A 26,856-nucleotide genomic window follows, 5' to 3' on the forward strand; every position below is an offset into this window, starting at 1 on the left:
CCCGTGCTGTATTCGTGCTGTCTCCGGTGCTGTATCCGCGCTGGCGGCACGCAACCGGGACGACAGTATGGTCCTGAATGCTGTCCGCGCTGCACACCCGTGGCGATCGCGGACCCGGAGGACCACATGGGCAAACTGCACCCTGCACGGATCGTTCTGGTCGTGGCTCTGGTGCTGGCGCCGCTCGCGCCCCCGTGGACGCCGGTACCGGATCGGGCGAAGGCCCTCCCCGCGATCGCCGAGGCCGCCGACAGCGGCACCGCGCTGGTGGCCGCGCGCCGGCAGGGTACGAACGTCACCGTCACCGGGATGACCGACGAAACCCGGCTGGTGCAGGCGATGCCGGACGGCAACCTGTCGGCCGAACTGACGATGCGACCGGTCCGCGCGAAGCGTGGTGACCGGTGGGTGCCGGTCGACACGACGCTGGTCCGCCGCGCCGACGGTTCCGTCGCACCACGGTCGGCGACGGTGGACGTCGCGTTCTCCGGTGGTGGCGACCGCCAGCCGTTGGTGGCGGTCGGGGTGCCGACGGGGGCGTTCGCGCTGACGTGGCCGGGGTCGTTGCCCGCGCCGCGGCTGTCGGGTTCGGCGGCGACGTACCCGGACGTGCTTCCCGGCGTCGATCTGGTGCTGCGGGCCGAGCCCGACGGCTACGTCAAGCAGTTCGTGGTCAAGGACGCGGCGGCCGCGAAGCAGCAGGCGTTGGCCGGTATCAGTCTCGGGCTGCGGACCGAGGGGATCGCGGTACAGGTCAATTCCGACGGCACGACCGAGATGCGCGACCGCGGCGGCAGGGTCGTGCTCACCGGGCCGCCGTCGACGATGTGGGACCGGGCCGACCCGGTCACCCACGCCGCGGGGGAGGGCTCGCGGCAGGCCCGCGTCGGGGTCCGGGTGGAGCGGGACACGGTGACGCTGGTGCCGGATCAGGCGCTGCTGCGGGACCCGGCGACCCGGTTCCCGGTGGTGGTGGATCCGAGCGCGCACACCCCGTACCGCCATGCCTGGGCGAAGGTGTTCTCCGGATACCCCAACGACACGTACTGGAACGGCGGACAGGACGGCAACCTGGGCAAGGTCGGCCAGTGCCCGCGCGACTTCCCCGACTCGGACTGCAGAGGCATCGCCGCGGCCCGCACGTACTACATGTTCGACACCAGTTTTCTCGTCAATCGCAACGTGATCAAGGCCGACTTCCTCATCACGGCCACCAACGGCACCATGTGCGACGACCGCTCGCAGACGCTGTTCCTCGTGCACAGCGACATCAACGGCGCAATGACCTGGAACAACCAGCCGGGAAGCACGGCACTCTCACACGCACCCGTCAGCGGGTGCGGCAACCGCGGTGCGGGCTGGCCCACCAACGGGAACATCAACCACGGCGGCATGACCAGCTACATGCTGGGCGGAGACGAGGGCACCTCCTACGAGTCGCAGAAGGCGTGGCGTCGCTACGACTCCAACTCCGCCCGCGTGTACATCGAGTTCAACGCCACTCCGAACATGGCCGACGCGGTGGCCATCTACCCGCCGCTGCCGGCGCCGTGCCGCTGGTGCGCCAACGTTCCGTTCGTCAGCAACCGGGTCGTCCAGCTCAAGGCACAGCACTCGGACGCCGACAACGACCAGTTGCGGGCCGACTGGGCGATCACCGACGGCCGCGGCCGGCGGGAGATCTTCTCGGAGAACTGGCTCAACAGCGGAAGCTGGCACGAGTACAGCCTCGATCTGGCCGACTTTCACGACCAGACCGTCTCCTGGGCGGCCCGTGCGACCGACCCGGCCGGCGCGGGCGCCGAGTGGCGGGCCGGCCCCGGGCCGTTCCGGGTCGACCGGGTCGGCGTGACGGTCGCACCGGGCGTCAGCGGTGTCACCTACCCCCAGGACAACCGCTGGCACGGCGGTGTCGACGTGCCCGGCTCGTTCACCTTCACCGCCAACGGCGTCGCGGACATCGACCACTACATCTTCAGCTGGACCGACCCGCCGGACGACACACCGACGACGAGCGTGGCGGCCGACCGGCTCGGCGGCAACGCCACCGTCACCCTGCTGCCGCCGGGTGACGGGCCCCGCACCCTGTACGTGCAGAGCGTCGACCGGGCCGGCCACCGCAGCCCCGTCACCTATCACCGTTTCTACGTCCGGGCCGGCAGCGGACCGCTGGCGCAGTGGTCGTTCGAGGGCAACACCACCGACACCGCGTTCCTCGGGTGGCGCAACGGCACGCTGGAGGGCTCCGCGAGCTACACCGACGGTGCGGTCGGCACCGGGCTGGCGCTCGACGGTGTGTCCGGCATGATGACGGCTCCGGGCGAGGTGCCCGCCGCCGGAAGCTACTCGGTCTCGGCGTGGGTGTACCTCGACCGGCTGGACAAGCCGACGGCCACGGTGGTGAGCCAGAGCGGCAACGAGATCTGCGCGTTCTGCCTGCAGTACCAGAACACGACGGCCTTCCAGGGTTGGGTGTTCACCGCGCCGCAGTCCGATTCGGCCACGCCCGCCGGCTACGACTTCGTCCGGTCGAGCCGGCCGCCGACGGAACGCGTGTGGACGCAGCTGACCGCCACCTACGACGCCGGGCTGCGCCGCATGCAGTTGTTCGTCGACGGTGAACTCGCCGGCTCCAAGGTCCGGCCGGGTGCGTGGTCCACGACCAACCCGCTGCGGATCGGTCACCACCGCATGAAGAACGCGCAGGGCGTCGCGCAGAACAGCGAGTTCTTCCCGGGCCGGATCGACGAGCTGAAACTGTACGACCGGGCGCTGAGCGAAAGCGAGGTCCGTGCCTCGATCACGAGGGACAACGTCCAGGTAGGACAGTGGAGCTTCGACGACCCGTCGACCAGCCGTACCGCGTCGAACTCGGTGCCCGGCGGGCAGGCGATGGTGCTCAACGGCAATGCGCGGATCGACGCCGCGGGCGAGGTGAAATCGGCGCTCAAGCTCTCCGGCGCCGACGACTACGCCGTCACGTCCGACCGCGTGGTGCGCACCGACCGGAGCTTCACCATCGCCGCCTGGCTGCGCATCGAGCAGGCGCCGGCGGCGGGTGCGGCGGCCACCGCCGTGTCCCAGGACGCCAGCGTCAACAGCGGCTTCATGTTGAACTTCCGCAACGTCGACGGCGGTCAGTGGGAACTGGTGATGCCGGCGCGGAACGTGGCCGGCGCGCCGGAACCAGCGTCCGTGGTGCGTAGCGGCGGGTCGACGGCTGCGGTCAACACGTCGGCGCACGTCGCGATCGTCTACGACGCACCGACGAAGAAGATACGGATCTACGTCGACGGCTGGCTCAAGGGCGAGACGGTCCGCACGGACGGCTTCGACGCCGTCGGGCCGCTGATCGTGGGCCGGGGCCGGCTGGAGGGCGCCGTGGTGAACCCGTGGCCCGGGAAGGTGGACGAGCTGCGGGCCTACAGCCGGGCGGTCACGCAGGAGGAGTTGCAGGGCATCGTCGGGCGCGACGGCGGCGCCGCCGGGCAGTGGGCGTTCGACGGCAACCTGCAGGCGACCCCGCCGGGCGCGAAGCACGGGACGGCCGGCGGCTCGGCCGTGGAGTACACCGGCGGTCAGTCGGTGGACCCGAGCGCGACCGACCTGGCGCTGCGGCTGAACGGAACCTCCAACTACGTCACCACGGATCGGGTCGTCAATCCCGGCCGGAACTTCTCCGTGGCGGCCTGGGTCCGGCTGGACAAGGTCGGCGGCACTCCGGCCGTGGTGTCGCAGGACCGCAGCAACGTCAGCGGTTTCCAGCTGCACGCGACGTCGGACGGCAAGTGGGCGTTCGCCGTGGGCGGTGACGAGGCGACCGGCGCGGTGTCCCGGGTGACCGGACCCGCCGTCCAGATAGGACAGTGGACGCACCTCGTCGGTGTCTACGACGCCGCGGGCCGGCAGGCGCACCTGTACGTCAACGGGGTCATCGCCGGCACGGTGGGCAACGTCACCGGTTATGACAAGGACGCGGCCCGGTTCGTCATCGGCGCGGCGCAGCGCAGCGGCCAGCGGGTCGACTACTTCCCCGGCGCGATCGACGACGTGGCGGCCTACGTGCGGCCGTTGTTCGCCGACGAGATCAAGGTGATGGCCGGTCGCGACGTCAACCTGGTGCACCACTGGAAGATGGACGAGCCGAGCGGGCGCAACCTCAGCGACGCGGTCGGCACCACCCGGACCGCCACGCTGGCCGGCGGCACCACGTTCACGGCGGGCCGGGTCGGCAACGGCGTGCAGTTCGACGGCCGGGACGGCCAGGCGGCGACGACCGGGATCGACGTTCGCACCGACCGGGCCTTCACGATCGCGACCTGGGTCAAGCTGCCGTCCACGCGGACCGGCAAGACGGTCGCGGTCAGCGTCGACGGCACCAGCGGCAGCAAGTTCCGCCTCGGTCACCTGATCGACAACGACATGTACCCGAACGGCGCCTGGTACTTCGAGATGCCCGAAAGCGACGCAGCCGACGCCGTGGTGACCAGGGCGGCGGTGGCGACCGAGGAACCCGACCTCGACGGGTGGGTGCACCTGACCGGCGTCTACGACCCGGCGGCCAAGATGCTGTGGCTGTACGTCAACGGAATGCGGTACGACGAAGGGGTCCTCAACAACCCCTGGCCGTCGTCGGGTGGCGTGGCGATCGGTCGTGGCAAGCTCGCCGGCCAGCCGGCGCAGTTCTGGAACAGCGCGATCGACGACGTCCGGCTCTACACCGGCGCGTTCGACAAGAACCGCATCAAGGCGCTGTACGACAGCTACCCGGCCGAGATCGGCTCACCGTCGCTGCCGACCGCGAACGTCGGGCGGTGGACGTTCAACGAGAACACCGGCACGACGGCGGCCGACACGAGCGGACGCGGTCTGACCGCGACGATGGCCGGTGGTGCCGAGTGGACCGGCGGTCGCTCCGGCCCGGCCGGCTGGTTCAACGGCACGTCCAGCTACGCCGAGACGGCGGGCCCGGTCATCGACACGACGCAGAGCTTCTCCGCGGCCGCGTGGGTCTACCTCGACCGCGAGGAGACGACCGACCGCACGATCCTCGGCCAGGACGGCAACCAGGTCAGCCTGGTGAAGCTGCAGTACCGGGCGCAGTGGAAGAAGTGGGCCGTGGTCGTCGCCGGCGGCGACGAGAACGCCAAGGCCGACTCGGTGGTGCTGCTGTCGACGGAGTCCGCGCCGGTCTGGGAGTGGACGCATCTCGCGATCGTGTACGACGCCACGCTGAGACAGGTCCGGCTCTACGTCAACGGCGTGCTCTCGGCCGCGCAGGTCGGTGTGGTCGTGCCCGACGCGAAGGGCAGGTTCGCCATCGGACGGGCCAGGTACAACGGCGCCAACACCGGGTTCTTCCCGCGGGGCATCGACGACGTGCGGGTGTTCGGCAAGCCGCTCAGTGGCGGTGAGGTGCGCCGCGTCCACGACGACGTCGGGCCGGCGGCGAACGTTTACTACCGGTTCGACGACAACAACACCAACGACTCGACGTGGCGCAAGAACCACGCCACCGTCACCGGTGGCGTCACGTACGGGCCCGGAGTCACGGGACCGGCGCTGCGGCTCGACGGGAGCGGATACGCCGAGTCGCCGTACCGCGGTGTGCTGATGCGGGACAGCTTCACCGTCTCGGCGTGGGCCTATCCGACCCGGTCGGACCGGGTCATGACGATTCTGAGCCAGGACGGCGACCGCAACAGCGGCATCGTGCTGCAGTACCGCCCGGGGGTGAACCGCTGGGTCTTCGGGCAGGCCGCGAGCGACGCCGACGGCGCGCCGATGGTGTACGTGGCGTCGCTGAAACAACCGGCGCTCGAACGGTGGACGCACGTCTCCGGCGTGTACGACTACCCGGCCCGGCAGTTGCGGCTCTACGTCGACGGCCAGCTCGTCGGCGTCCGCAACGACACGGTGCTGTGGCAGGCCACCGGCAAACTGGCACTGGGCCGGTCCCGGGAGAACGGCGCCGTCGCCGGCACGTTCCTCGGCGCCCTCGACGAGATCCAGGCCGACGCGGGCGTGGTCAGTGACGAGGGCCTCGCGGCGCGCGCCGGCTGGCCCGCACCGGTGGCCGGACAGCTCGGCGCGTACGTCAACATGGACGGCGACCGCTACACGGGATCGACCGGCACCGCGCCCCGCGACGGGTACCGCTTCTCCGCCACGTTCGGCCTTCCCGCGGCGGCGGGTCCGAACACCGCGATGCTGTACGGCTGCCGCGACGGCGGCGACGGGTTCGTCGCCCGCGACGCCGCGTGCGGCGGCAAGACGGCACTCGGGGCGATCGGCCTGGTCTACACCGTCCGACCCACCAACCTGCCGACCGTCCCGCTCTACACGTGCGCCACGGCGACAGACCGGTTCGAGTCCCTGACCGCCGGATGTGACGGTGCCGGGGTGACCGGTACGGTGCTCGGCTTCACGGTCGCCTACGGCCTGCTCGCGCGCTACCGGGTGCCGGGATACGACCACCACACCACGGTTCAGGGCACCCCGCCCGGCTACCTGCTGGACGGTCCCGCGCACGGGTACCTCGACCTGACGCAGTCGCCCGGCACGGTCCCGCTGTGGTCCTGCCGCGAGGCCACCGACCGGTTCCTGTCCACCGACGCGACGTGCGAGGGCAAGACGGCCGTCGGCGTGATCGGGTTCATCTCGTCGGCGCCGGTCGTCGGAGCCACGAGCGGGCCGCTGTACCGATGCAGCCAGAACGGACAGCGCCTCACGAGCATGCGGTCGGACTGTGACGGGCTCACGGTCGACCGTCAACTCGGCTACATCCGCCTCGACCCGCCCACCACCACCGCGGAGTTCAGCGCATGAAGATGCCCCGCCGCCGTCTCGCGGCCGTCCTGCCCCTGGTGTTGATCGCGTCCTCGATCGGGGCGTTGTCGCTGCCCCGTCGCGCGTCGGCGGTGGAGCCGTCGGTGCCGCTGGAAAGCGTGGCCTCGACGCCGGTGACGCAGCAGCCGATGCTGCCGCGGTCGGCGTCCGACCAGGCGACGACGAGCGCGTTGCGCGGGAACCAGCCGGCGGGAGGCGCGCCGTTACCGGGCGCCGGTACGGCGACGGCGAGTCCGTTGGCGCCGTCGGCGGGATGGCAGGTGTCCGGGCACACCGGGTCGTTCCAGTGGTCGTACCCGTTGCGGGTGCCGCCGGTGCCGGGCGGGCTGGCGCCGCAACTGGCGTTGAGCTACTCGTCGGCGAGCGTCGACGGCCGCACGAGCGCGACGAACAACCAGCCCTCGTGGGTCGGCGACGGATGGGACCTGTCGGTCGGGTTTATCGAGCGCAGCTACGGCGTCTGCGCGCAGGACACGACGGGCGGGGCGGCGCCCCGGACCGGAGATCTGTGCTGGCGCAGCGACAACGCGACGTTGGCGTTGCCCGGTGCCGGCGGCCAACTGGTCTTCGAGACGGGCAACCTGTGGCGGCTGCAGAACGACGACGGCAGCCGGATCGAACGGCTCGGCAACGGCGGCAACGGCGACGACAACGGTGAGTTCTGGAAGGTCACCACCGTCGACGGCATGCAGTACTTCTTCGGGTCGCGGCCGGACGCCGCCTCGACGTGGACCGTGCCGGTGTTCGGCGACGACGCGAACGAGCCGTGCAACCGGCCGGGCAACTTCGGCGGATCGTGGTGCCAGCAGGCGTGGCGGTGGAACCTGGACAGGGTCGTCGACGCTCGGGGCAACACGATCGTCTACGACTACACGGCCGAGTCGAACCGGTACGGGCTGAACCAGTTGCCGGCCGGGGTGGACTACATCCGCGGGGGTGTGCTGAAGACCGCCTCGTACGGGATGCAGTCGGGTGAGGCGGCCACGGCGCGGGTGGAGTTCGTGCCGGCCGACCGGTGCGTGCCGGGCAGCGACTGCCTGCAGAAGAAGGAGAACTGGCCGAACTGGCCGGACGTGCCGTGGGAGAACCACTGCGACGGCACCTGCGCCGACCGGCACTCGCCGACGTTCTGGTCGACGAAGCGGTTGGCCGCGGTGAAGACGCACGTGGCCACCGGCGGCGCCTTCAAACAGGTGGACTCGTGGGAGCTGACCCACCAGTTCCCGAACCCCGGCGACGGCGAGAAGGCCGCGCTGTGGCTGCAGAGCATCGTCCACAAGGGACACGTCGGCGGCGAGATCACCCTGCCGGCGGTGACGTTCGAGGGCGAGCGCCGGCCGAACCGGGTGTACGTGACGGACGGGTACGCGCCGTTGAACCGGTTCCGGGTCAGTGCGGTGGTGTCGGAGTCCGGCGGCGTGGTCGACGTCGAGTACAAGCGCGAGGACTGCACCGCGACCGACAAGCCGGCGCAGGAGCACGAGAACACGCGCCGCTGCTTCCCGGTGTGGTGGGCCAAGGACGACCAGACCGAGCGCAAGGACTGGTTCCACAAGCACGTCGTCGACGCGGTGACGCAGACCGACCGGATCGGGCCCGACCTGGAACAGGTCGACCAGTTCGTGCGGTACGAGTACTCGGATCCGGCCTGGCACTACGACACGTCGGAGTTCACGGCGGAGAACCGGCGGACGTGGAACGAGTTCCGCGGCTTCGCCAAGGTGGTGATCCGCAACGGCAAGACCGACGACGTCTACGGCAAGGTGACCAGCGTCGAGGAGCGCTACCACCAGGGCATGGACGGCGACGTGCTGCCCGGCAACGGCCGGCGGACCCGGACGGTCAACGACGGGGTGAACCCGGAGCGGGCCGACCACGACGCACTGGCCGGCTTCCCGTTCTTCACCGCGACCCGCTTCGGCGACACGGACCGGGTCGTCACCAAGGCGGTGTCGGTGCCGAAGCTCGGCGACGTGCGGGCCCGCCGGGAGGTGACTCGGCCCAACCTGCCGAGTTTCTGGTACGAGGCGCGGTTCGTGCGCACCGACACGGTACGGACGTTCACGGCGCTGGACGGCGGCCGGTGGCGGGAGACGAAGGTCGTCCACGACTACACCGACCGCGGAATCGTGGTCAAGACCGACGACCTCGGCGACATGAGCACGTCCGACGACGACCGGTGCACGGAACTGACGTTCCGCCCGAACACGGACGTGTGGCTGCTGAACGCGGCCGCCCGGACCCGGACGGTCGGGGTGAGCTGCGGCGGCCGGCCGACGCTGCCCGACGACCTGATCAGCGACACGCGGGTGCGGTTCGACGGCAACACCGGGTTCGACCAGCCGCCGACCCGGGGCGACGTGGTACAGACACAGGTCGCCCGGGACCACCAGCCGGGCAGGGAACCGGTGTACGTGACGGCGAGTTCGGCCGTCTACGACCGGTACGGCCGGGCGGAGTCGACCACCGACGGGCTCAACCGCACGTCGACCGTGGCGTTCACCCCGGCGACGGGTGGCCCGGTGACGCAGACCGTGGCCAGAAACGCCCTGGGCCACGCGATCACCACGACCCTGGAGCCGGCGTGGGGCCTGCCGCGGACGGTGACCGACGCCAACGAGCGGACGACCGAGACCGCCTACGACCCGCTCGGCCGCGTCTCCGCGACCTGGGCGCCCAACCGCACCCGCAGCAGCGGCGCGACGGCCAACTACACGTACGCGTACGCGATCAACAAGGACGCGCCGTCGGTGGTGACGACGACGGTGCTGGGCCCGAACGGCAATCCGGTGACGTCGAAGGTGTTGTACGACGGCCTGTTGCGGGCGCGGCAGACCCAGCAGCCGGCGGCCGGTGGCGGCCGGCTCATCGTCGACACCAGCTTCGACAGCCAGGGCCGCCAGTACCGGGTGACCGAGCCGTACTACCAGTCGAACCCGGTCGACGACAGGATCTGGGTCGCCGCCGACGCCGCGATCCCCGGCATCACGCTCACCACCTACGACGAGGTGGGCCGGGTCTCGAAGACCGAGTTCATGGTCGCCGACCAGCCGGTGCAGACCACGACGATCACGTACACCGGCGACCGTGTCCAGGTCGTCCCGCCGGCCGGCGCGCCACCGACGACCTCGGTCCTCGACGCCCACGGCCGGACCGTGGAACTGCTCCAGGGTGGCGAGAGCACCCGATACACCTACACGAAGGCCGGCGAGCTGGCGTCGGTCACCGACCCCGCGAACAACACCTGGCGGTACCACTACGACCTGCTGGGTCAGCTGATCCGTACCGAGGACGTCGACGCCGGCGTCACCACGATGCGGTACGACGCCGCGGGCCAGCTGACGGGCACGACCGACGGCCGCGGCGTCAGCCTGCTGTACGGCTACGACGCGCTGGGCCGGCGCACCAGCGTCACCAAGGACGCCACGCCGCTGGCCGCCTGGACCTACGACACGGCCGACAAGGGCATCGGGATGCCGGCCACCGCCACCCAGTACGTCGACGGCGCCGCGTGGGCCACCAAGGTCGGCAGCTACAACTCCCTGTACCTGCCGAACAGCGTGCACCTCGACGTCCCCGAGACGGTGCTCGCGCAGACCCTGGGCAACAAGCGCTACACGACGACCTACGAGTACAACGTCGACGGCAGCCTCAAGGCCGAGGTGATGCCCGCGGTCGGCGACGCGACGTCGGGCCTGAAGAGCGAACGGGTCACCCGCACCTACGACGACAGCGGCCGTCCCCTGACGCTGTACGGCGCGCTGAACGGCACCACGTACGACTACGTGACCGCGACCCAGTACACGCGGTACGGCGAGACCCATCGCGTGCAACTGGGCGAGGAGGGCCGGCGGGTCTGGCTGTCGAACTACCGCGAGCGCGGCACCCGACGGCTGATCCGGCAGGTGGTCGACGCGGAGGTGCCGGCGCCGCAACAGGCCGACGTCGCCTACACCTACGACCCGGCCGGCAACATCACCTCGATCAGGACCGCGACACCGAACGATGTCGACCTGCAGTGCTTCCGGTACGACCAGCACCGCAGGATCGCCGACGCCTGGACGCCGGCGGCCGACTGCGCGACCTCGCCGGCCGTGGCGTCCCTCGGCGGCCCGGCCCGGTACTGGAACAGCTACTCCTACGATCCGGCCGGAAACCGCACCGGCGACGTGCAGCACGGCCCGACCGCCGACACCACCCGCCGCTACACCTACCAGGGCACGACACACCGGCTCCAGTCGGTCACCACGACCGGCCCGACCAACCCGGGCCGCAGCGACTTCGCCTACGACGCGTCCGGCAACACCACGACCCGCCCGGGCCAGACCCTCGACTGGACGCCGCAGGGCCGCCTCGACACGGTCACCGAGGGCGCGCGGGCCACCCGGTACGTGTACAGCGCCGACCAGAACCGGTTGCTGCGCAACGACCCGACCGGCGTCACCCTGTATCTGGGCGCACAGGAGGTCCGCCTGGACAAGGGAACCGGCGCCATCAAGGCGACCCGGTACTACAGCCACGGCGGTGCCGCGGTGGCCGTCCGGACCGGTGGCGGCGGGTCCGACGGTTCGTGGACGTGGCTGGCGGGCGACCACCAGAACACGACCACCCTGACGATCGACGCGAACACGATGGCGGTGAACCGGCGCCGGTTCGACCCGTTCGGCGGACCCCGCGGCACGCAGGTGCCGTTCGCGACCGACAAGGGCTTCGTCGGCGGCACCACCGACCCCTCGACCGGGCTGACCCACCTCGGCGCCCGCGAGTACGACCCCGCCCTCGGCCGGTTCGTCTCCACCGACCCGATCCTGTTGCCGGGCGATCCGCAGCAGCTCAACGGTTACGGCTACGCCAACAACAGCCCGATCACCTTCTCCGACCCGAGCGGCCTGGTCCGCACCAACTGCCCCGACGGCGAATGCCGCGGCGGCGGCTGGGACAAGGGCAAGAGCCCGGCCTCGACCTACGGCGGCTCGACGGGCAGCGTCATCAACAACGGCAACGGCTCCCGCTGCCCGGACGGCGCGGCCACCTGCCGCTCGGTGGGGGCGACGCAGAGCGTCAGCAAGACCGGAATCAAGGTCAAGAAGACCACACACGGCAACTACCTGAACGGGTTGCGGCTCCCGGCGTCGGTCAGCGACGTCGACGCCCTCGTCGCCGGCATGGACGACTTCGCCGGCGCGGGCTACTTCTCGGACAAACCCGAGAACTACCACACCGACGACGAGCGGCGTGGCCGGTTCCGCGACACGCTGTGGGCGCTGATCGGTGCCTGCGAGCGCTCGGCGCAGTACGCCTGCAACCGGAAGACCTACGAATGGGCGCAGGCACAGCAGGACCGCCTCATGCGTACGGAGCTGGAGACCGCGGAGGAGGCCGCCGGCTACGTCCCCGGCGGGTTGGGCGGCGGCCGCCGCGGCGCCGGAAAGTCCACCGCCCGCAGCGGATGCAACGGCAGAAGCTTCGAGCCCGGCACGAAGGTTCTGCTCGCCAACGGGAAAACCAAACGGATCCGGGACCTCAAGCCCGGCGACACGGTGCTCGCCACCGATCCCGTCACCGGCCGGACGGCCGCCCGTCGCGTGGTGCAGGTGCACGTGAACGACGATGTCGATCTCGTTGATCTGCGGGTCCGCGAGGCGGACGGAAGCATCGAGACGATTCACACGACGGACAACCACCCGTTCTGGCTCGCCGCCCGCGGCGCCTGGGTGGACGGCGGGCACCTCCGTCCGGGTGACGTGCTGAGCGGCCCCGGCGGTGGAACGGCGGAGGTCGTCGACGTCTCGGCCTACCGCAGCGAGAAGCTCATGTTCGACCTCACGGTCGACGACATCCACACGTACTACGTGGTCGCCGGCGACACCCCGGTACTGGTGCACAACTGTGGATCCGATGATCTGGTGCACGTCTACCGGGCCCCACGAGCGGGCAATGGTCAAGATGAGCTTGCCAACGGGCTGAATCCGACACGGCACACAGGGGGCAACCGCAATGCCTACATCGGGACGGAAGACGTCGCGAAAAAGTGGGCTGACTATAGTGTGCGCGGGTACGAGGACGGATATATCAAGTTCACGTTCAGGCGCTCCGAGTTCGAAGAGCACTTCGGTCCGGGACTGAGATATGAGGGCGGTCCCGGGTTGGAGTGGGAGATTCCGTATGGAAAGATTGATCTCTTCAATCAGTTGACACGATCGCGAGAGTGGCATTGGGCTCCGTATTAGGAACCGAAGACATCCACGACATGCCGCCGTCGCAGTGGGGTGTTCTGGACCCGGAACTGGTCGGAACTGTCGTCGAGGTGCGGATCCTGTGTGTCCACCCGTTCGGGGTCGGTGTTCACCTGACTGCCCAAGGTGCCTACGGACACGTCAACGCACCTCGTGTGACGGATGACCGATTCACGGTCGACGAGGCCTCACGTCACATCGGTGAGGTCCGGAGAGGCCTTGTCCTTGCTGCGGAACCGGGCAGGCAGCCCACTCTCACGATCCGTCCCTCAGAGGTTCCGGACCGCAGCGATCCGCATGGTCAGATCATCTGAACCGACGAGGCGGTCCGACGGGAAGGTCGTCAGCCGGGTTTGACGGCACCGGCCAGGACGTCGGCCGTCCGGTCGATCATGTCCTTGGCCTCCGCGCTCGCCAGTGGGTTCGAGCGCAGCTTGCCGGTGTACGGGGGGAGGACGTCGTTGCCCTGCGCGGAGATGTCGACGATCACGTTGCCGCGGCGGATGACGACCGTACCGTTGCCGAGGGTCAGGCCGGCGATCTCGGCGCTGCCGTAGAAGTAGTACGCCTCGTCGTAGTTGCGGTCCTGTTGTTGCGTACCGATCTGGCGGACCTCACCGGTCTCGCCGATGGTGACGTTGACGCCCCGCCCACGCGCCGTGTCGCTGCGTTTCTTGGTGTCGAAACGGGTCTTCGCACCCGGGACGTCGTCCCATGCCTCGTACTCGACGCCGATCGAGCGGCTCTTGTACTTGTCGCCGGTGTCCAGCTCCCACGTGCAGCCGAGAAGGCTGCTGCCGGTCCGCCGGTTCTTGACGACCTTCAGCGTCGCGGCGACGTCGGCGGGCAGGACGGCGCAGGCGTCGGTCGGGGTGGCGAACCTGGAGATGGGGGAGTCCGGCGCGGACGCGGACGGTGTGCCTTCGGCCGGGTCGGCCGCCTTTCCGGCCGGCTCGGTCGACCCACCGCACGCGGTGACGACGACCGTGGACAGGACGACGACGGCCGGACGGATCCATCGGTGCATGGTTCTGACTCCTGAACGTGGTCAGCCGAGCAGGCTGAGGACTTCCCCGGCGATGCCGAGGACGGTCGGCTGAAGTTGGTCCTCGGCGACCGCGCTGGTCACCAGTTGCAGGCCGCGGGGTTTCGACGGATCCGAACGCAGATCGGCGCCGCTGAACGAGATGGACACGTAGGCGTTGCTCGACCGGATGATCAGGTCGACCGATCCGCCCTCGCCCAGGCTCGACGTCTCCACCGCGAAGAAGTAGGCCGCCTCGTCGCCAAGACCGGCCGGTGCGTCGCTGCGTTTGACCTGCCGCTCGGGGTCGGTCCGCAGCTTCTCCTTCTTGAGTTCGTAGATCCCCGTGGCGACCTGGACGGACTTCGGGAACGCCGGGTCTATCACCGAGTACGTGACCGACAGGGTGAACATGTTGGGCCGTCCGTTCGGGCCCTTCGCGGGATTGTCGACGCTCCAGGAACACCTCAGCACGGTGTAGTCGACGAGCGTGCCGGTCGCTGGGTCCGAATCCATGCCGGGCAGCGAGTTCTTCGACGGCTGCTGGAGTTTGAACTTCTGCGCGGTGGCCGGCGTGACGCCCGCGCACTGGTCGGCCGGTGGGGAGAATCTGCCCGCCGGCCCGACCAACTGGCTCGGTGACGATGCGGCGCCCGGTGTCGCGTCGTCTCCCGAGCGGGGAAGGGCACCGCATCCGGCCGCGCCGAGGAGGAGCCCGGCGAGCACGAGCCCACACACCGACGAACGGCGTTTCCGTGTCATGTGCCCGGTTCAGCCGACGAACGTGGTGATGCCGTCGATGGCCTGCTTCAGCGTCGGCAGGAGCGGCTTGGCGTCGGCCGACGTGGAGTTGACCATCACCAGGACGCTGTCGTTGCCGATCCGTTTCGCGGCCACCAGCGCCAGCTTGAAGTTGCTTCCCGGCGTCTCGTAGTAGTACGCGACGTCGCCGATGCCCTGTGCCTGGGTCACCTTCCGCTTCTTCGCGGTGGTGGCCGCGGCGTCCCGCTCCTGGCCGCCGGCACCGGGCATGAATGCCACCACCAGGCCCGCGACGGTGTCGGTCCGGACGTTGATGAGGGCGCTGTGGGTCGTTCGGACGCTGTCCTTCTTCGGCGGTGCCGGGTCGCACGACATCGTGGCGAGCTTGTTGGCCGGCACGGCGAGCGCCTCGCCGATCGCCTTCGGATCGACCAGCGCGCAGATGTCGAACGTGCCGTCGCCCTTCGCGGTGGGCGTGGTCGTCGGCGTGGCGGTCGCTCCGGTGTCCTGCTGGCCGACGTGCGTACCGGACGACGAGCGTTTGCTGCCACCACGTCGCTTGGATCCGCATCCGACGACGACGAGCGTCACGACCAGTGCCACGGCCATCCACAGCTTGGCGTTGTTTCGGGTATCCACAATCCTCTGCTTTCGCGTAGGTCGCCGGCAGCGTGTCCACGGCAGCGTGTCCGGTGCTCAACCTGAGGCACGCTACGGTGGCCCGCTTTCATATCGCTGACGTGCCGCTCGGCGCTCCCACCCGCGCATACGCCGGTCGGTGCATGCGGCACGACAGGGCGGCGCAAGGCGGATCGGTCACGCTGGACCGCGTTCTGCGACATTTCGGTACGCCGAATCCCCTACTCCGCAAAGGATGCCGATGAAGATTGCTCAATTGTTGTTCCGGGCGACGCTCGGGTTGGTGTCGATCGCCGGCGCCGTCGTCGTCCACTCCGGTGCCGCCGACGCACAGGAACCCTTCGCCGCACAGGTCAAGTCGGCCGGGCTGACCACGGCGCAGGCACGGACGCTGCAGGCGCGGATCGACGCGCTGCTGGCGGCAGAGGGCGGTACCCAGATCGGGGCCAACCGGGTGCGCTGGGCCGACGGCAGCGGAGACACGACCGTGCCGCTCCCCGGCGAGGCACGCGCCCGCACGCTGGGTGTGGGTGCGCAGGCGGAACTGTGTGACTACGGCTACCTGTGCCTGTTCCAGTACCAATGGTTCGGCGGCGACCGGCGGATGCTGTACTTCTGCGAAGACCACTCCACGCCGTACTCGTTCAACTCCTACATCAACAACCAGACGTACGGCACCCGCGCGGTCTTCAAGAGCGTCTTCAAGGCGCCGATACACATCACGGACGGTGCCCCCTCGTCCAAGGTGTGGTTCGACGGGTCGACAACGTACTACATCAAGGCCTGCTGACAGACGCGATCAGACGCGACAGGGGTCGGGACGGACGATCGGCGCCAACTGGCCGTTGATGGCACCGCCGGCCTCGGTCGCGGCGAAGAACCGGCGCTGGTCGGCGTTCTGGTCGGTGTCCCAGGTCCAGAACAGCCAGCCGGCGAAGCCCCGCCGGCAGGTGTCGACCTGGTGGTTGCGCATCGCGTACGCGGCCTGGGTGACGTTCCCGCCGAACGATTCGCGGTAGGCGCCGGTCTCACCCATCAGCACGATGCCTTTCACCGCGCTCCACTCGCTGGACTTCAGATCCTCGTCGAGCGAGTACGACGTGCCGTACGGCAGCCGCGGATACACGTGCAGATCGAGGAAGTCCAGATCCGAGTGGGCCGACAGCACGGCCGGGCGCACCGGGTACCGCCACGTGTCGGGGCTGCCGCAGTTCGCCTGGCAGTAGTGCCGCATGCCGTCCGGCCCGCTGCGGCCGACGATCCGGTGGGTGAACATGCCGATGGTCGTCAGCAGCAGGGGATCCACGGCGCGGGCCGCGGCGGTGAGTCGGTTGGCGTACTCGACGATGCTGGCGTCGGCCGCCTGCTGGCGGTCGGCGGGCTTGGACATGTCGTAGACGACGCCGTTGGCGGGCCGGACGGTACCGGTGAAGCGGGAGAACGGGCGGAGGTCGGTCCGCCACGTCGCCTCGTTGTCGAACTGCAGCCCGAGCAGGGTGCTCATCAGCGCGCCGCCCAGTCGACCGCGGATCGCGGTGAGGAACTCCCGGACGTAGGCCTCCTTCGCCCTGATGTGACCGTCGTGCATGTACATGAGGTTGGCGGACTCGATGTTCAGCTTGTCGCTGTCGACGGCGCCGACGAGACCGTAGTAGTACTCGTTCTGCGGGAAGATGCCGAGCACGGGCAGTACGTAGACGCGATGGGCCGCCGCCCGGCGCACGAAGTCGGCGACGTTGTCCAGGTAGGGTCCGGAACCGGTGCCCCGGTCGCCGACGCCGTGGCCCAGACCGTGCGGTCGCCCCGCCTGCGCGTCCGGGACGCTGCCGGAGTCGACGAAGACCCGGACCACGGTGTAGCCGTCGCGTTGGAACTGCCCGAGGGTCCGGTCGGCCCTGGCCGCGTCGTAGACTCCGGGCTCGAACGTGGCGTGGAACCATCCCGACGGTGATTCGTCCAGCCGGGTGTAGTTGAAACCGCGGGGCCGGAACGCCCTACCGGTGGAGCTGTCGACCAGGGTGCCCAGCCCCTGGGTCCGCGGCGCCGTGATGCGCGGCAACGGTCCGGCCACGGCCTGCGCCGTCGGCTCCGCTCCGGAGCCGGTCATGGTCTGTGCGGCGGCGACCCCGGTGGACAGCGCCATGAATCCCAGGGCGCTGACCCCCAACGCGATCCGACGACTTCTCCGCATGACGATCTCCACATCTCGGCTCCACCAACGGGATCGAACCGTAGGGGGATGTGCTGTCGTCGTGCTGTCGCGCCGATTTCCTCAGCGCGCGGCGTCGTACCGGTTTCCGGACAGTCGTTCCGCGGCCGCGCGAACAGCCTCGGCGGTCGTCACGCCGGGCACGTGTTCGAGGTGTCGTTGGAGTTCCACCGCCTGTGCCGCATGGCGCACCGCGTCCGCCGGATCTCCTTCGGCGAGGAGAAGCCGGGCGAGCGCGGTCGTGGCGTCGGCTTCGAGGAGGTGGTAGCCGTGTTGCCGGGACAGGACAAGAGCGGACCGCAGCTCGGCCCGCGCGGCGGGCAGTTGCTGCGACGACGTCAGCGCGTCACCGAGCCGGACGCCGGCCTCGACGACGGAGCGGCGTAGTCCCCGCGTGCGGGCGCCGTCGCGGGCCAGTTCGAGCACGGCGATCGCGGTCGGCAGTTGCGCGGCCTGGTGGCGGATCCGGCCGAGGGTGGTCAGCGTTTCGATCTCGAGCTGGCCGCCGAGATCGCTCGCGATCGCGACCGCGTGAGCGGCGTCGTCGAGCGCCTCGTCCAGTCGATCCCGGTTGCGGTACAGCTCGGCCCGCAGGCGCAGCGCGGCGGCCTCGTCGAACCGGTCACCGACGTGGCGGCTGAGCTCGTACGCGGTGTCGAGCGCCGCCTCCGCCTCGGCCCACCGACCGAGGTGCAGGTGGCATGCCCCCTGTACCCAGTGTTCGTAGGGGTTGCCCGGCCAGCCCTGGCCGCGCGGTGCCGGCCGGGCGGCGAGAGCGGATTCGAGCCGGGCCAGGGCCTCGGCGACCCGGCCCAGGTCGAAGGTCGCCGCCGCGTGACTGGCGTACGCCATGCCCAGACCGAGGACGTCGCCCTGCTCCAGGGCCAGGGCGATGGTCCGCTCGATGCACTCGGCGGCCTCGGTCATGCGACCGAGATCGGCGTACACGACGCCGAGGTTGTGGTAGGTCGCCTTGTTGTCGGCTTCCTCGCCGGTCTGGCGCCGGAGGTCGATCGCCTCCAGGTAGTACCGGACGGCGTCCTCGAACCGGTTGCCGTTGGAACACAACCCGGCCAGGCTGTGCAGCATCGCGGCCTGCCCGGACGCGTCCTCGACGGCCCGTGCCGCCCGGAGGCCGTTCTCGGTGATCGCCCGCCGGTCGTCGTCGAACCGGGCGGCCTGGAGGTAGCCGCGCACCGCATCGGCCAGGTGCCAGCCCAGATCGCCCGGCCCGTGCTCGGCGGCGAACCGCGTCGCGGCGACGATCGTCGGTCGCTCGGCGTCCAGCCATTTCTTCGCGGACCCGTCGTCGGCGAAGCCCACACCGACCGGCACCACGCCCGGCGGCCGGCTGGCCCGGGCGGAGTGGAGGTACAGCCGGCCGACGGCGGCGTCGGTGCGGCCCACCAGGTGCGCCAGCCACCGCGTCCACGCCGCGTGGTTCTCGGCGGCGTCGTTGTCGCGGGCCTGCTCGGTGGCGTAGAGCCGTAACAGGTCGTGGAACTTGTACCGGCCCGGGACGTGGTGCTGTACCAGGCTCGCCGCCGCGAGCACCTCCAGCCCGTCGGCCGCCGCGTCGGGCGTCGTGTCCAGCAGTACCGACACGGTTTCCGGGGTGAAGTCCGGCCCCGGCACGCCGCCGAGACGCCGGAACAGCAACCGGTGGGCCGGGTCGAGCGCCTGGTACGACTGGTCGAACGCGGCGCGGACGGCGATGCGGCGCCCGCCGGCGACCGTCAGCCGGCTCAACCGGTCGTGGCCACGCAACTCGGCGATGTGGTCGGCGATGGGACGACCCGGATGGCGCTCCAGATTGGCGGCGGCGATCCGCAGCGCGAGCGGCAACCGCGCGCAGAGCTCCGCCAGTTCCCCGACGGCCGCCGGCTCCCGGTCCACCCGCTCCCGCCCCAGCGCGGCCACCAGCAATTGGCGGGCCTCCGCGCCGGTCAACACGTCCAGAGCGATCGCCGACCCGCCGTGCGACACCGTCAGGCTCCGCAGGTCCGTACGGCTGGTCACCAGCACGGCGTTGCCGGCGGTACCCGGCAGCAGCGGCTCGACCTGCTCGGCGTCGGCGGCGTCGTCGAGCAGGAGCAGCACCCGCCGCCCGGCGAGGCGACTGCGCAACGCGGCCGCCCGGGCCGAGAGGCCCGACGGTATCGCGCTGCCGTCCATCCCCGAGGCGAACAGCAGTTCGGCGAGGACGTCGGTGGTGTCGCGCGCCCGGGGCCCGCCGCCGCCGAGACTGACGTACCACTGACCGTCGGGAAAGTCCGCCGCGATCCGGTGAGCGACCCGGATCGCCAACGCCGACTTGCCCACGCCCGCCCCGCCGCTGATCGCGCACACCGGCACGGTCCCGTCGTCGGCCGACAGGCGATCGACGATCTCGGCGACGACTCCCTCACGGCTGACGTAGAGAGAGACGTTCAGGGGAAGCTGGCGCTGCGGCTGCCAGGAGCTTTCGGCGACCTCGGCGACCCGCCAGGATCCACCGGCCACCGCCGGCGGAGACGGCGGAGAAGGCGGCGACGGCGGCGACGGCGGGGACAGCCTCGGATCGTTGGCGAGAATGTCGCGCTCCAACCGGCGCAGCTCCTCGCCGGGCTCGATGCCCATGCCCTCCACCAGCGAGGCGCGCACCGACCGGTACGCCTCCAGCGCCTCGACCTGACGACCGGTCCCGTACAGGGACATCATCAGTTGGGCCCACAGCCGCTCACGCAGCGGGTACTCCGCGACCAACGTGCGCAACTCGGGGACGAGCTCGGCATGGCGCCCCAGCCGTAGATCGGCCTCGATCCGTCGCTCCAGCGCACGGTACCGACGCTCGGTGAGCTCGACCAGCAGATCGCGGCGCAGCCAGTCGGCCTGGAGGTCGGCCAGCACCGGACCGCGCCACAGGGCGAGCGCCTCGGTGAGCAGCCGGGACTCCTTCTCCGGATCATGTCCCGACCCGACGACACCGGCCTCCTCGACCAGGGCGTTGAACCGGGCCACGTCGAGCTGCCAGTCGTCGACCTCGGCGCGATAGCCGGCCGGCCGGGTCTGGATGATCATCGTCCCCTGGGTGCCGAGCTGCCGGCGGACCCGGGCCACGATGGTCTGCAGCGCGGCCTGGCCGTGCACCGGCGGCGCCGCCTCCCACACCCAGTCGATCAGCTCGTCGACGGTCACCACCTGGCCCGCCCGCAGCAGCAGCGCGGCCAGGACCACCCGGTGCTGGCGCTGCGGCATCACGACGAGTTGCTGGCCGTCGACCACCTCCAGCGGCCCGAGCAGACGAAACCTCACGCCACAGCCTCCAATGCCGGCACCTGTGTGACGATACACAGTCGCGTCGACGTCACGACCCCTCGGAATGGCCGGGATCGATGTGGTGGAAGGCTTCGATGACCTCCTGCACCCGCAGGGCGGTGGCGAAGTCGGCGAGATTGCGGGTGGTTCCACCCCGGACGGCATCGGCGAACAGGGCGAGCCGGGTCGCCTCGGACCCCCGTGGCCGGGTCAGCCGTACCGGTTTCCAGCCACCCCCGTCGGACCCGAGCAGTTGGTCCCAGTCGCGGAGCAGGTACGAGCGTCGCGTTCCCCACAGGATCCACTCGTACCGTTCGGGCCCGGCGACGCCGGCGAAGGCCGACACATGCACGGGCACGCCGCCCGCGCGTAGAAACCCACGCGCGGCGACCTCGCTCGCGGCGACCGTGTTCGCGGACGGACCGGCCGGCGGGAGGTCGACACCGACCTCGACCGGGTCGAGCGGACCGAACAGGCGGTCGGTCAGGTACACGAAGTGCGACAGCACCTCGCGAACGAATCCACCCTGGTCCCGGCCGGCGAGCCAGCGGGCGTCGGCCTGGAAGTCCCGCGGCCAGCGGGGAAAGGACAGCCGAACCTCGACACCCCTGATCTCGCCGACCTCGCCCGCGGCCAGGGCGCGCTCGAGCTCCAGCACGGCATGGCGGTCCGACAGCGCGAAGTTCACCGCTTCGGCGACTCCCGCTCCGGCCGCCGCCGCCGCCATCCGCCGTCCGTCGGTCACGGTGACCGCCAGTGGTTTCTCGCAGAAGACGGCCTTGCCCGCCCGCATCGCGGCGATCGCCTGCTCCGCGTGGAACATCGGCGGGGTGGCGATGTAGACGGCGTCGACGTCAGGAGACTCCACGACCGCCCGTGCGTCGGCGGCCAACGAAACGTCCGGGTGTTTCGCCCGGACCCGATCGGCGGCGACGGGGCTGACGTCGTACCCGCTCACGACCGCGACGTCGGCGAGCGTGGCCGCCGAGGCCAGCATCTCGGTGCCCATCGCACCCAGTCCCAGGATGCCGAGGCGGATCGGGGATCGCCGGTCTGTCGAAGATCGCATCACGCCAGCCTTCGTGTCGCCATACGTAACGTCAAGATAAACTTTCAACATGGGACCGTTAAGGGTCGACTTCATGGACGAGCTACGCCGGCTCCGGGTGCTCCGCGAATTCCGGGAACGCGGAAGTATCGCCGCCACCGCCGAGGCACTGCACCTCACCCCGTCAGCGGTCTCCCAGCAGCTGGCCAGGATCGCCCGCGACGTCGGCTTCGACGTGCTCCGACCCGTCGGCCGGCGGGTGGTGCTGACGCCGCGGGGACAGGCGCTGCTCGCGCACGCGGACACCGTCTTCGCCGCGATCGAGCGCGCCCGCCACGAACTGGACTCGTGGGACGACAGCGTTCGCGGCACCATCACGATCGGCGCGTTCTCCACCGCGATCGCGGGGCTTCTCCCCGCCCTCCTCGACCGCGCCCGGCACGACCTTCCCGACGTCAGGATCATGGTGTGCGAGGCCGAGTCGCCGGCCCTGTTCGACGGGCTCGACGCGGGGCGCTTCGACGTCGCGCTCGCGCTCCACTTCACCGGCTCGCCGACCGCGGGCGACCCGCGCTACCACTGCGTCGACCTCGGTCCGGACGAACTCGACCTCGCGCTTCCCGCGAACCACCCCCTGTGCGGAGCGCAATCGCTGACGCTGAAAGACGTCGAAGGGGAGCCCTGGATCACCGGTAACGCCGCCGGCTGCCTCGGCGCCATCACCGCCATGGCCTGTACGGCGGCCGGGTTCACCCCGAACGTCGCGCACCGCACCGACGACTGGCAGGCACTCGCGCAGCTCGTCGCGCACGGGCACGGCGTGGCCCTGATCCCCAGGCTGGCCCAGCGCAACCTGCCGGCCGGGGTCACCATCCGGGAACTCACCGCGCCGAGGCCGCAACGACACATCTTCGCCGCCGTACTCGACGGCGCCCAGCACTCGCCCCTCGTCGTCACGATCCTCGGCCTTCTGACGGCCGGCCGGTCCCCCCGAGGTAGGCCAGCACCGCGGTGACCCGTCGGTGGCTGCCGTCGTCGAGGGGCAGGTCCAGCTTGGCGAAGATGTTGCTGACATGCTTGTGGACCGCGCGTTCGGTGACGTGCAGCCGGGCCGCGATCGTGCCGTTGGCGTGTCCCTCGGCCATGAGGGCCAACACCTCCCGCTCGCGGGGGCTCAGCCCGTCCAGCCGGCTCGACCGGCGGTCGGCGACCAGCCGCGAGATGACCAGCGGATCGACGGCGGTGCCGCCCGCGGCGACCCGCCGCATCGCGTCGAGGAAGTCGTCGACCCGCGACACCCGGTCCTTGAGCAGGTAGCCGACGCCGCCCCGACCGTCGGCGAGCAGTTCGGCCGCGTAGGCGCGCTCCACGTACTGGGAGAGCACGAGCACCGGCAGGTCCGGATGGGTGCGGCGGGCGGCCCGCACGGCGCGCAGACCCTCGTCGCCGAACGTAGGCGGCAGCCGGATGTCGACCAGCGCGATGTCCGGCCGGTGCTCGTCCACCGCGGCGAGGAACGCGTCGACCCGGTCGACGGCGGCGACCACCTCGAAGCCGGCGGTGGACAGCAGGAGCCCCAGCCCCTCCTGCAACAGCACGTTGTCTTCGGCGATCACGACGCGCACGGCAGCTCCACCCGCAACGTCGTCGGCCCCCCGGACGGACTCCGCAACGTCATCCTCCCGTCGAGGGCGGCGGCCCGGTCCGCCATGCCGCCCAGTCCCGTGCCGGCCGCCGGGTCGGCCCCGCCACGGCCGTTGTCGGTCACCTCCAGCACCAAGCGATCACCACCCTGATCGAGGGTCAGCGTGACCTCGGTGGCGCCGCTGTGCTTGACGACGTTGGTCAGCGCCTCGGCCGCCACGAAGTACGCGGCGCTCTCCACCGCGGCGGGCGGGCGCACCAGCGCGCCGATCGACGTCCGCACCGGCACGGGCGACTCGTCGGCCAGGGCCCGCACCGCTTCCGCCAGGCCGCGGTCGGCCAGGATCGGCGGGTAGATGCTGCGGACGACCTCGCGCAGCGCGGTCAGGGCATGCTCGACACCCGCATGGGCCCGCTCGACGAGTTCGTTGGCGGTGTCCGGGTCGGTGTCGCGCTGCCGCTGCGCGAGACCCAACTGGATCGCCACCGCGACCAGGCGGGCCTGCATGCCGTCGTGCAGATCCCGCTCGATCCGGCGCAGTTCCGCCGCGTGGGCGTCCAGGGCGGCCGCGCGCGTCGTCGACAGCAGTTCCACCCGCGCGGCCAGCCGGTCGCGGGCCGAGGGCGCCAGCAGCGCCCGGTACGCCGTGGCCTGCGCCGTCGCGACGACCGGCCCCGCCACGATCAGCAGTGCCGCCGACCCCGCGGCGACCGGCAGCGGCACGGCCAGCGCCCGCGCCCAGCTGTCGACCGGGACGAAGAAGACAATCGGTGGACCGTCGGGCACCCACCACAGCAGCATGACGAGCGGCCCGGTGATCGCGCACAGCAACACGGCCAGCCAGCACACGGCCAGCGGCGGGCCGGCCACGGCGTGCAGAACCAGCCACCGCAGGTCCCGCCAGGTCGCCGGGTCACCCACCAGGGTGCGCAGTCGCGCGAACGACGAGCCGGACGCCTCGGCGTACCGCTGCGGCACCACACCCCCCAGCAGCCGCCCCGCCCGACGTCGCTCCGCGGCGGCCAGCGCCCGGACGCCCCGCAGCACGTCGACCAGCAGCGGCACCCCGACCAGCGCGAGGCACAGGACCCCGGCCGCCACCAGGGCCAGTACCGTGCCGGCCGCCGCGACCCCGGTGACACCACCGCGCAGCAGGTACGCCGTCGCCCGCCTCACCCGTCGCGGGACCGGTTCGGTGACGACGCCGTCGGACGCGGTCACTCCCGGCTGCCGGCGAGGCTCACGGCGGGCTGCCGGGTGGCGGCCATGGTGGTCAGGACGCTGGTCACCCCGACGACCAGAGCGGATCCGGCGGACAGGGCGGCGAACAGCAGCCACGGCACGCTGACCACGGCGACGCCGACGATGTCGGAGACGGCGGCGCTGACACCGGTCACGGTGCCGGCGGCGGCCAGCCCGCCCAGCAGGAGCCCCACGACGACCACGGCCAGCGACTCCCACAGCGCGGCCCGGACCACCTGGCGGCGGGTCAGGCCGGTCAGGCGGGCCGTGGCGAACTCGGCGCTCCGGTCGGCGGCGGCGATCACGACAGCGTTGACCATCGCGATCAGGGTATAGAGGGCGGCCAGTCCCAGCAGCGCGACCATCACCTTGAGGCTGTTCCGCTGCTGCCGGTCGACGTCGTCCCGGACGAAGTCCGCCACCGTGGACACGGTGCCCAGTCCGGCCGTCCGCACGCGGGCGGCGACCACGGCCGGGTCGACGCCCTCGTCGACCTGCACCACGTACCGCCGTTCCACGTCGCCGACCGGCACCACCCCGTCGGGCAGCAGGAAGTCGGGTCCGGCGATACGGAGCGGCAGCACGGCGACGATCCGCAGGTCCCGCGGCGTGTCGTCGACAAATATGCGCAGGGTGCCGCCGACCCGCCACCGCTGTTCCGGCGCGTAGCCGCTGTTCACCGCGACCGTGTCGCCGCGCAGCGCGTCCAGGCTGCCGGCTTCCAGCGGCATGCGGTGGGTGAGCTGGTAGGTGGCCGGGTCGATGGCGGTGCCGTCGACCGCCTCGAACTCCGGCTGTTCGCCGGGCACCCCGACGTCGATGCGGAACGTCACGGGGACCTCGGCGGAGGCGGCACGCACCCCGTCGAGCGCGGTCAGGTCCCCGGTGATCGACCGGTCGGAGGTGACGATCAGATCGCCGTTCAGCGTCCGCAACGCCTCCTGCCGGCTGCCCGCGGTGACGGCGTCGAGGGTCCCACCGATGCCGACGACGAGACCGACGAGGACCAGGATCGGCGCGGCGGTCGCGGCGCTGCGGCGCACCCCGTCGCGCAGGTTCGCGTGCGCCAGGTCGGCCAGCAACGCCCGCCTCGCCGACAGCCGGGTCAGCCCGCCCAGCAACCGGCCGACCAGCGGGACGACCACCGGTGACAGGGCGCTGAACGCCATGACCAGCACGATGCAGACCAGTAGCGACAGGGCCAGCGCGGCGTCGCCACCCACGGCCGGCGCGAGCGTGATCAGCGCGATGCCCCCGGCCAGGCAGAACAGGCCCCATATCCACCGCGGCCAGGTCATCACCCGGGCCGCCCGGCCGGTCTCGCGGAGGGCGTCCAGCGCGCGGACCCGCGAGGCCCGGCGGGACGCACCGAGCACGCCCAGGACGGCGACACCCACGCCGGTGGCGACCGCGAACGGCAGCACCCAGAACCCCCACCCGACCGTGAAACCGGCCGGCACGAAGCCCAACCGGGTGAGCATCCACACCTCGAACCGCAGGAGCGGAAGGCCGACCAGGACGCCCGCGCCCGTACCCAGGAGGCCGAGCACCAGCGCCTCGCCGAGGAGCAGCCGGCGTACCTGCCGGCGGCTGGCACCGGTCAACCGGAGCAGCGCGAGATCGCGGCGGCGCTGGGCCACCGTGAAGGCGAAGGTGGAACCGACGATGAACACGGCGATGAAGACGGACAGGAACACGATCATGCCCAGCAGCCCGGTGACGGTGTCGTAGCCGTCACGCAACGCCTGCTCCTCGGCCGCGGAGAGCCCCGCGGGCACCGCCGGGTCGCCGGCGGCGACGAGGGCGAGCAGCGAGGACTGCACCAGCGCCACGCCGAAGCACACGGTGACCATCGCCCCGACGAACAACTGCCAGCGGTCGCGGAACGTGCTCCACGACATCCCG

At 71.0% G+C, this 26,856-nt stretch carries 14 protein-coding genes; 4 read left to right on the forward strand and 10 right to left on the reverse strand.

Going from position 1 to position 26,856, the window contains the following annotated elements; genetic code table 11:
• Window positions 1-162 precede the first annotated feature (162 nt).
• A complete protein-coding gene (locus Vau01_RS22815; RefSeq protein ID WP_203996132.1) occupies window positions 163-6,828 on the forward strand; it encodes a LamG domain-containing protein in 6,666 nt (2,221 codons plus the stop codon).
• Window positions 6,825-13,079: an RHS repeat-associated core domain-containing protein gene (locus Vau01_RS22820; protein ID WP_203996134.1), complete on the forward strand. Its 6,255-nt coding sequence runs from the start codon at window positions 6,825-6,827 to the stop codon at window positions 13,077-13,079. The genes Vau01_RS22815 and Vau01_RS22820 overlap by 4 nt, the downstream gene beginning before the upstream one ends.
• Here Vau01_RS22820 and Vau01_RS22825 read toward each other — a convergent pair.
• From Vau01_RS22825 to Vau01_RS22840, 4 genes are all read right to left on the reverse strand, one after another.
• Window positions 13,076-13,225, reverse strand: a complete 150-nt coding sequence (locus Vau01_RS22825) for a hypothetical protein (RefSeq protein WP_203996136.1) — start codon at window positions 13,223-13,225, stop codon at window positions 13,076-13,078. The genes Vau01_RS22820 and Vau01_RS22825 overlap by 4 nt on opposite strands.
• Window positions 13,226-13,428: 203 nt before the next feature.
• Entirely contained in the window at window positions 13,429-14,112 is a 684-nt protein-coding gene (locus Vau01_RS22830) for a DUF3558 family protein (protein WP_203996141.1), read from the reverse strand.
• Between the two features lie 21 nt (window positions 14,113-14,133).
• Window positions 14,134-14,871: a hypothetical protein gene (locus tag Vau01_RS22835; protein WP_203996143.1), complete on the reverse strand. Its 738-nt coding sequence runs from the start codon at window positions 14,869-14,871 to the stop codon at window positions 14,134-14,136.
• 9 nt (window positions 14,872-14,880) lie between these two features.
• Window positions 14,881-15,510, reverse strand: coding sequence for a hypothetical protein (locus Vau01_RS22840; RefSeq protein ID WP_203996144.1), 630 nt, complete (start codon window positions 15,508-15,510; stop codon window positions 14,881-14,883).
• 241 nt (window positions 15,511-15,751) lie between these two features.
• Here Vau01_RS22840 and Vau01_RS22845 point away from each other — a divergent pair, with 241 nt between their 5' ends.
• Window positions 15,752-16,300 carry a hypothetical protein gene (locus Vau01_RS22845; RefSeq protein ID WP_203996145.1) on the forward strand — a complete coding sequence of 183 codons (549 nt, stop codon included), beginning with the start codon at window positions 15,752-15,754 and terminating at the stop codon, window positions 16,298-16,300.
• A 9-nt stretch (window positions 16,301-16,309) separates the two neighbouring features.
• Here Vau01_RS22845 and Vau01_RS22850 read toward each other — a convergent pair whose 3' ends face one another.
• The 3 genes from Vau01_RS22850 to Vau01_RS22860 form a co-directional block, all read right to left on the reverse strand.
• Entirely contained in the window at window positions 16,310-17,701 is a 1,392-nt protein-coding gene (locus Vau01_RS22850) for a hypothetical protein (RefSeq protein WP_203996146.1), read from the reverse strand.
• An 81-nt stretch (window positions 17,702-17,782) separates the two neighbouring features.
• The gene (locus Vau01_RS22855; protein WP_203996147.1) at window positions 17,783-21,013 is read right to left on the reverse strand and encodes an AfsR/SARP family transcriptional regulator; all 3,231 of its coding nucleotides are present in this window, start codon (window positions 21,011-21,013) and stop codon (window positions 17,783-17,785) included.
• A 52-nt stretch (window positions 21,014-21,065) separates the two neighbouring features.
• Window positions 21,066-22,085: a Gfo/Idh/MocA family protein gene (locus tag Vau01_RS22860; RefSeq protein ID WP_203996148.1), complete on the reverse strand. Its 1,020-nt coding sequence runs from the start codon at window positions 22,083-22,085 to the stop codon at window positions 21,066-21,068.
• Between the two features lie 49 nt (window positions 22,086-22,134).
• Here Vau01_RS22860 and Vau01_RS22865 point away from each other — a divergent pair, with 49 nt between their 5' ends.
• Window positions 22,135-23,079: a LysR family transcriptional regulator gene (locus tag Vau01_RS22865; RefSeq protein WP_203996149.1), complete on the forward strand. Its 945-nt coding sequence runs from the start codon at window positions 22,135-22,137 to the stop codon at window positions 23,077-23,079.
• On the opposite strand, the gene Vau01_RS22870 is transcribed toward Vau01_RS22865, so the two are convergent.
• From Vau01_RS22870 to Vau01_RS22880, 3 genes are read right to left on the reverse strand one after another with little or no spacing between them, the layout of a single operon-like run.
• Entirely contained in the window at window positions 23,018-23,689 is a 672-nt protein-coding gene (locus Vau01_RS22870) for a response regulator (protein WP_203996151.1), read from the reverse strand. The genes Vau01_RS22865 and Vau01_RS22870 overlap by 62 nt on opposite strands.
• Complete coding sequence (locus tag Vau01_RS22875; protein WP_203996153.1) at window positions 23,677-24,930, reverse strand: sensor histidine kinase; 1,254 nt, start codon at window positions 24,928-24,930, stop codon at window positions 23,677-23,679. Before Vau01_RS22875 ends, Vau01_RS22870 begins: the two co-directional genes overlap by 13 nt.
• A complete protein-coding gene (locus tag Vau01_RS22880; protein WP_308440478.1) occupies window positions 24,927-26,852 on the reverse strand; it encodes an FtsX-like permease family protein in 1,926 nt (641 codons plus the stop codon). The genes Vau01_RS22875 and Vau01_RS22880 overlap by 4 nt, the downstream gene beginning before the upstream one ends.
• Window positions 26,853-26,856: the final 4 nt, after the last annotated feature.

The sequence above is a fragment of the Virgisporangium aurantiacum genome, from assembly GCF_016863635.1.
Lineage (GTDB): Bacteria > Actinomycetota > Actinomycetes > Mycobacteriales > Micromonosporaceae > Virgisporangium > Virgisporangium aurantiacum.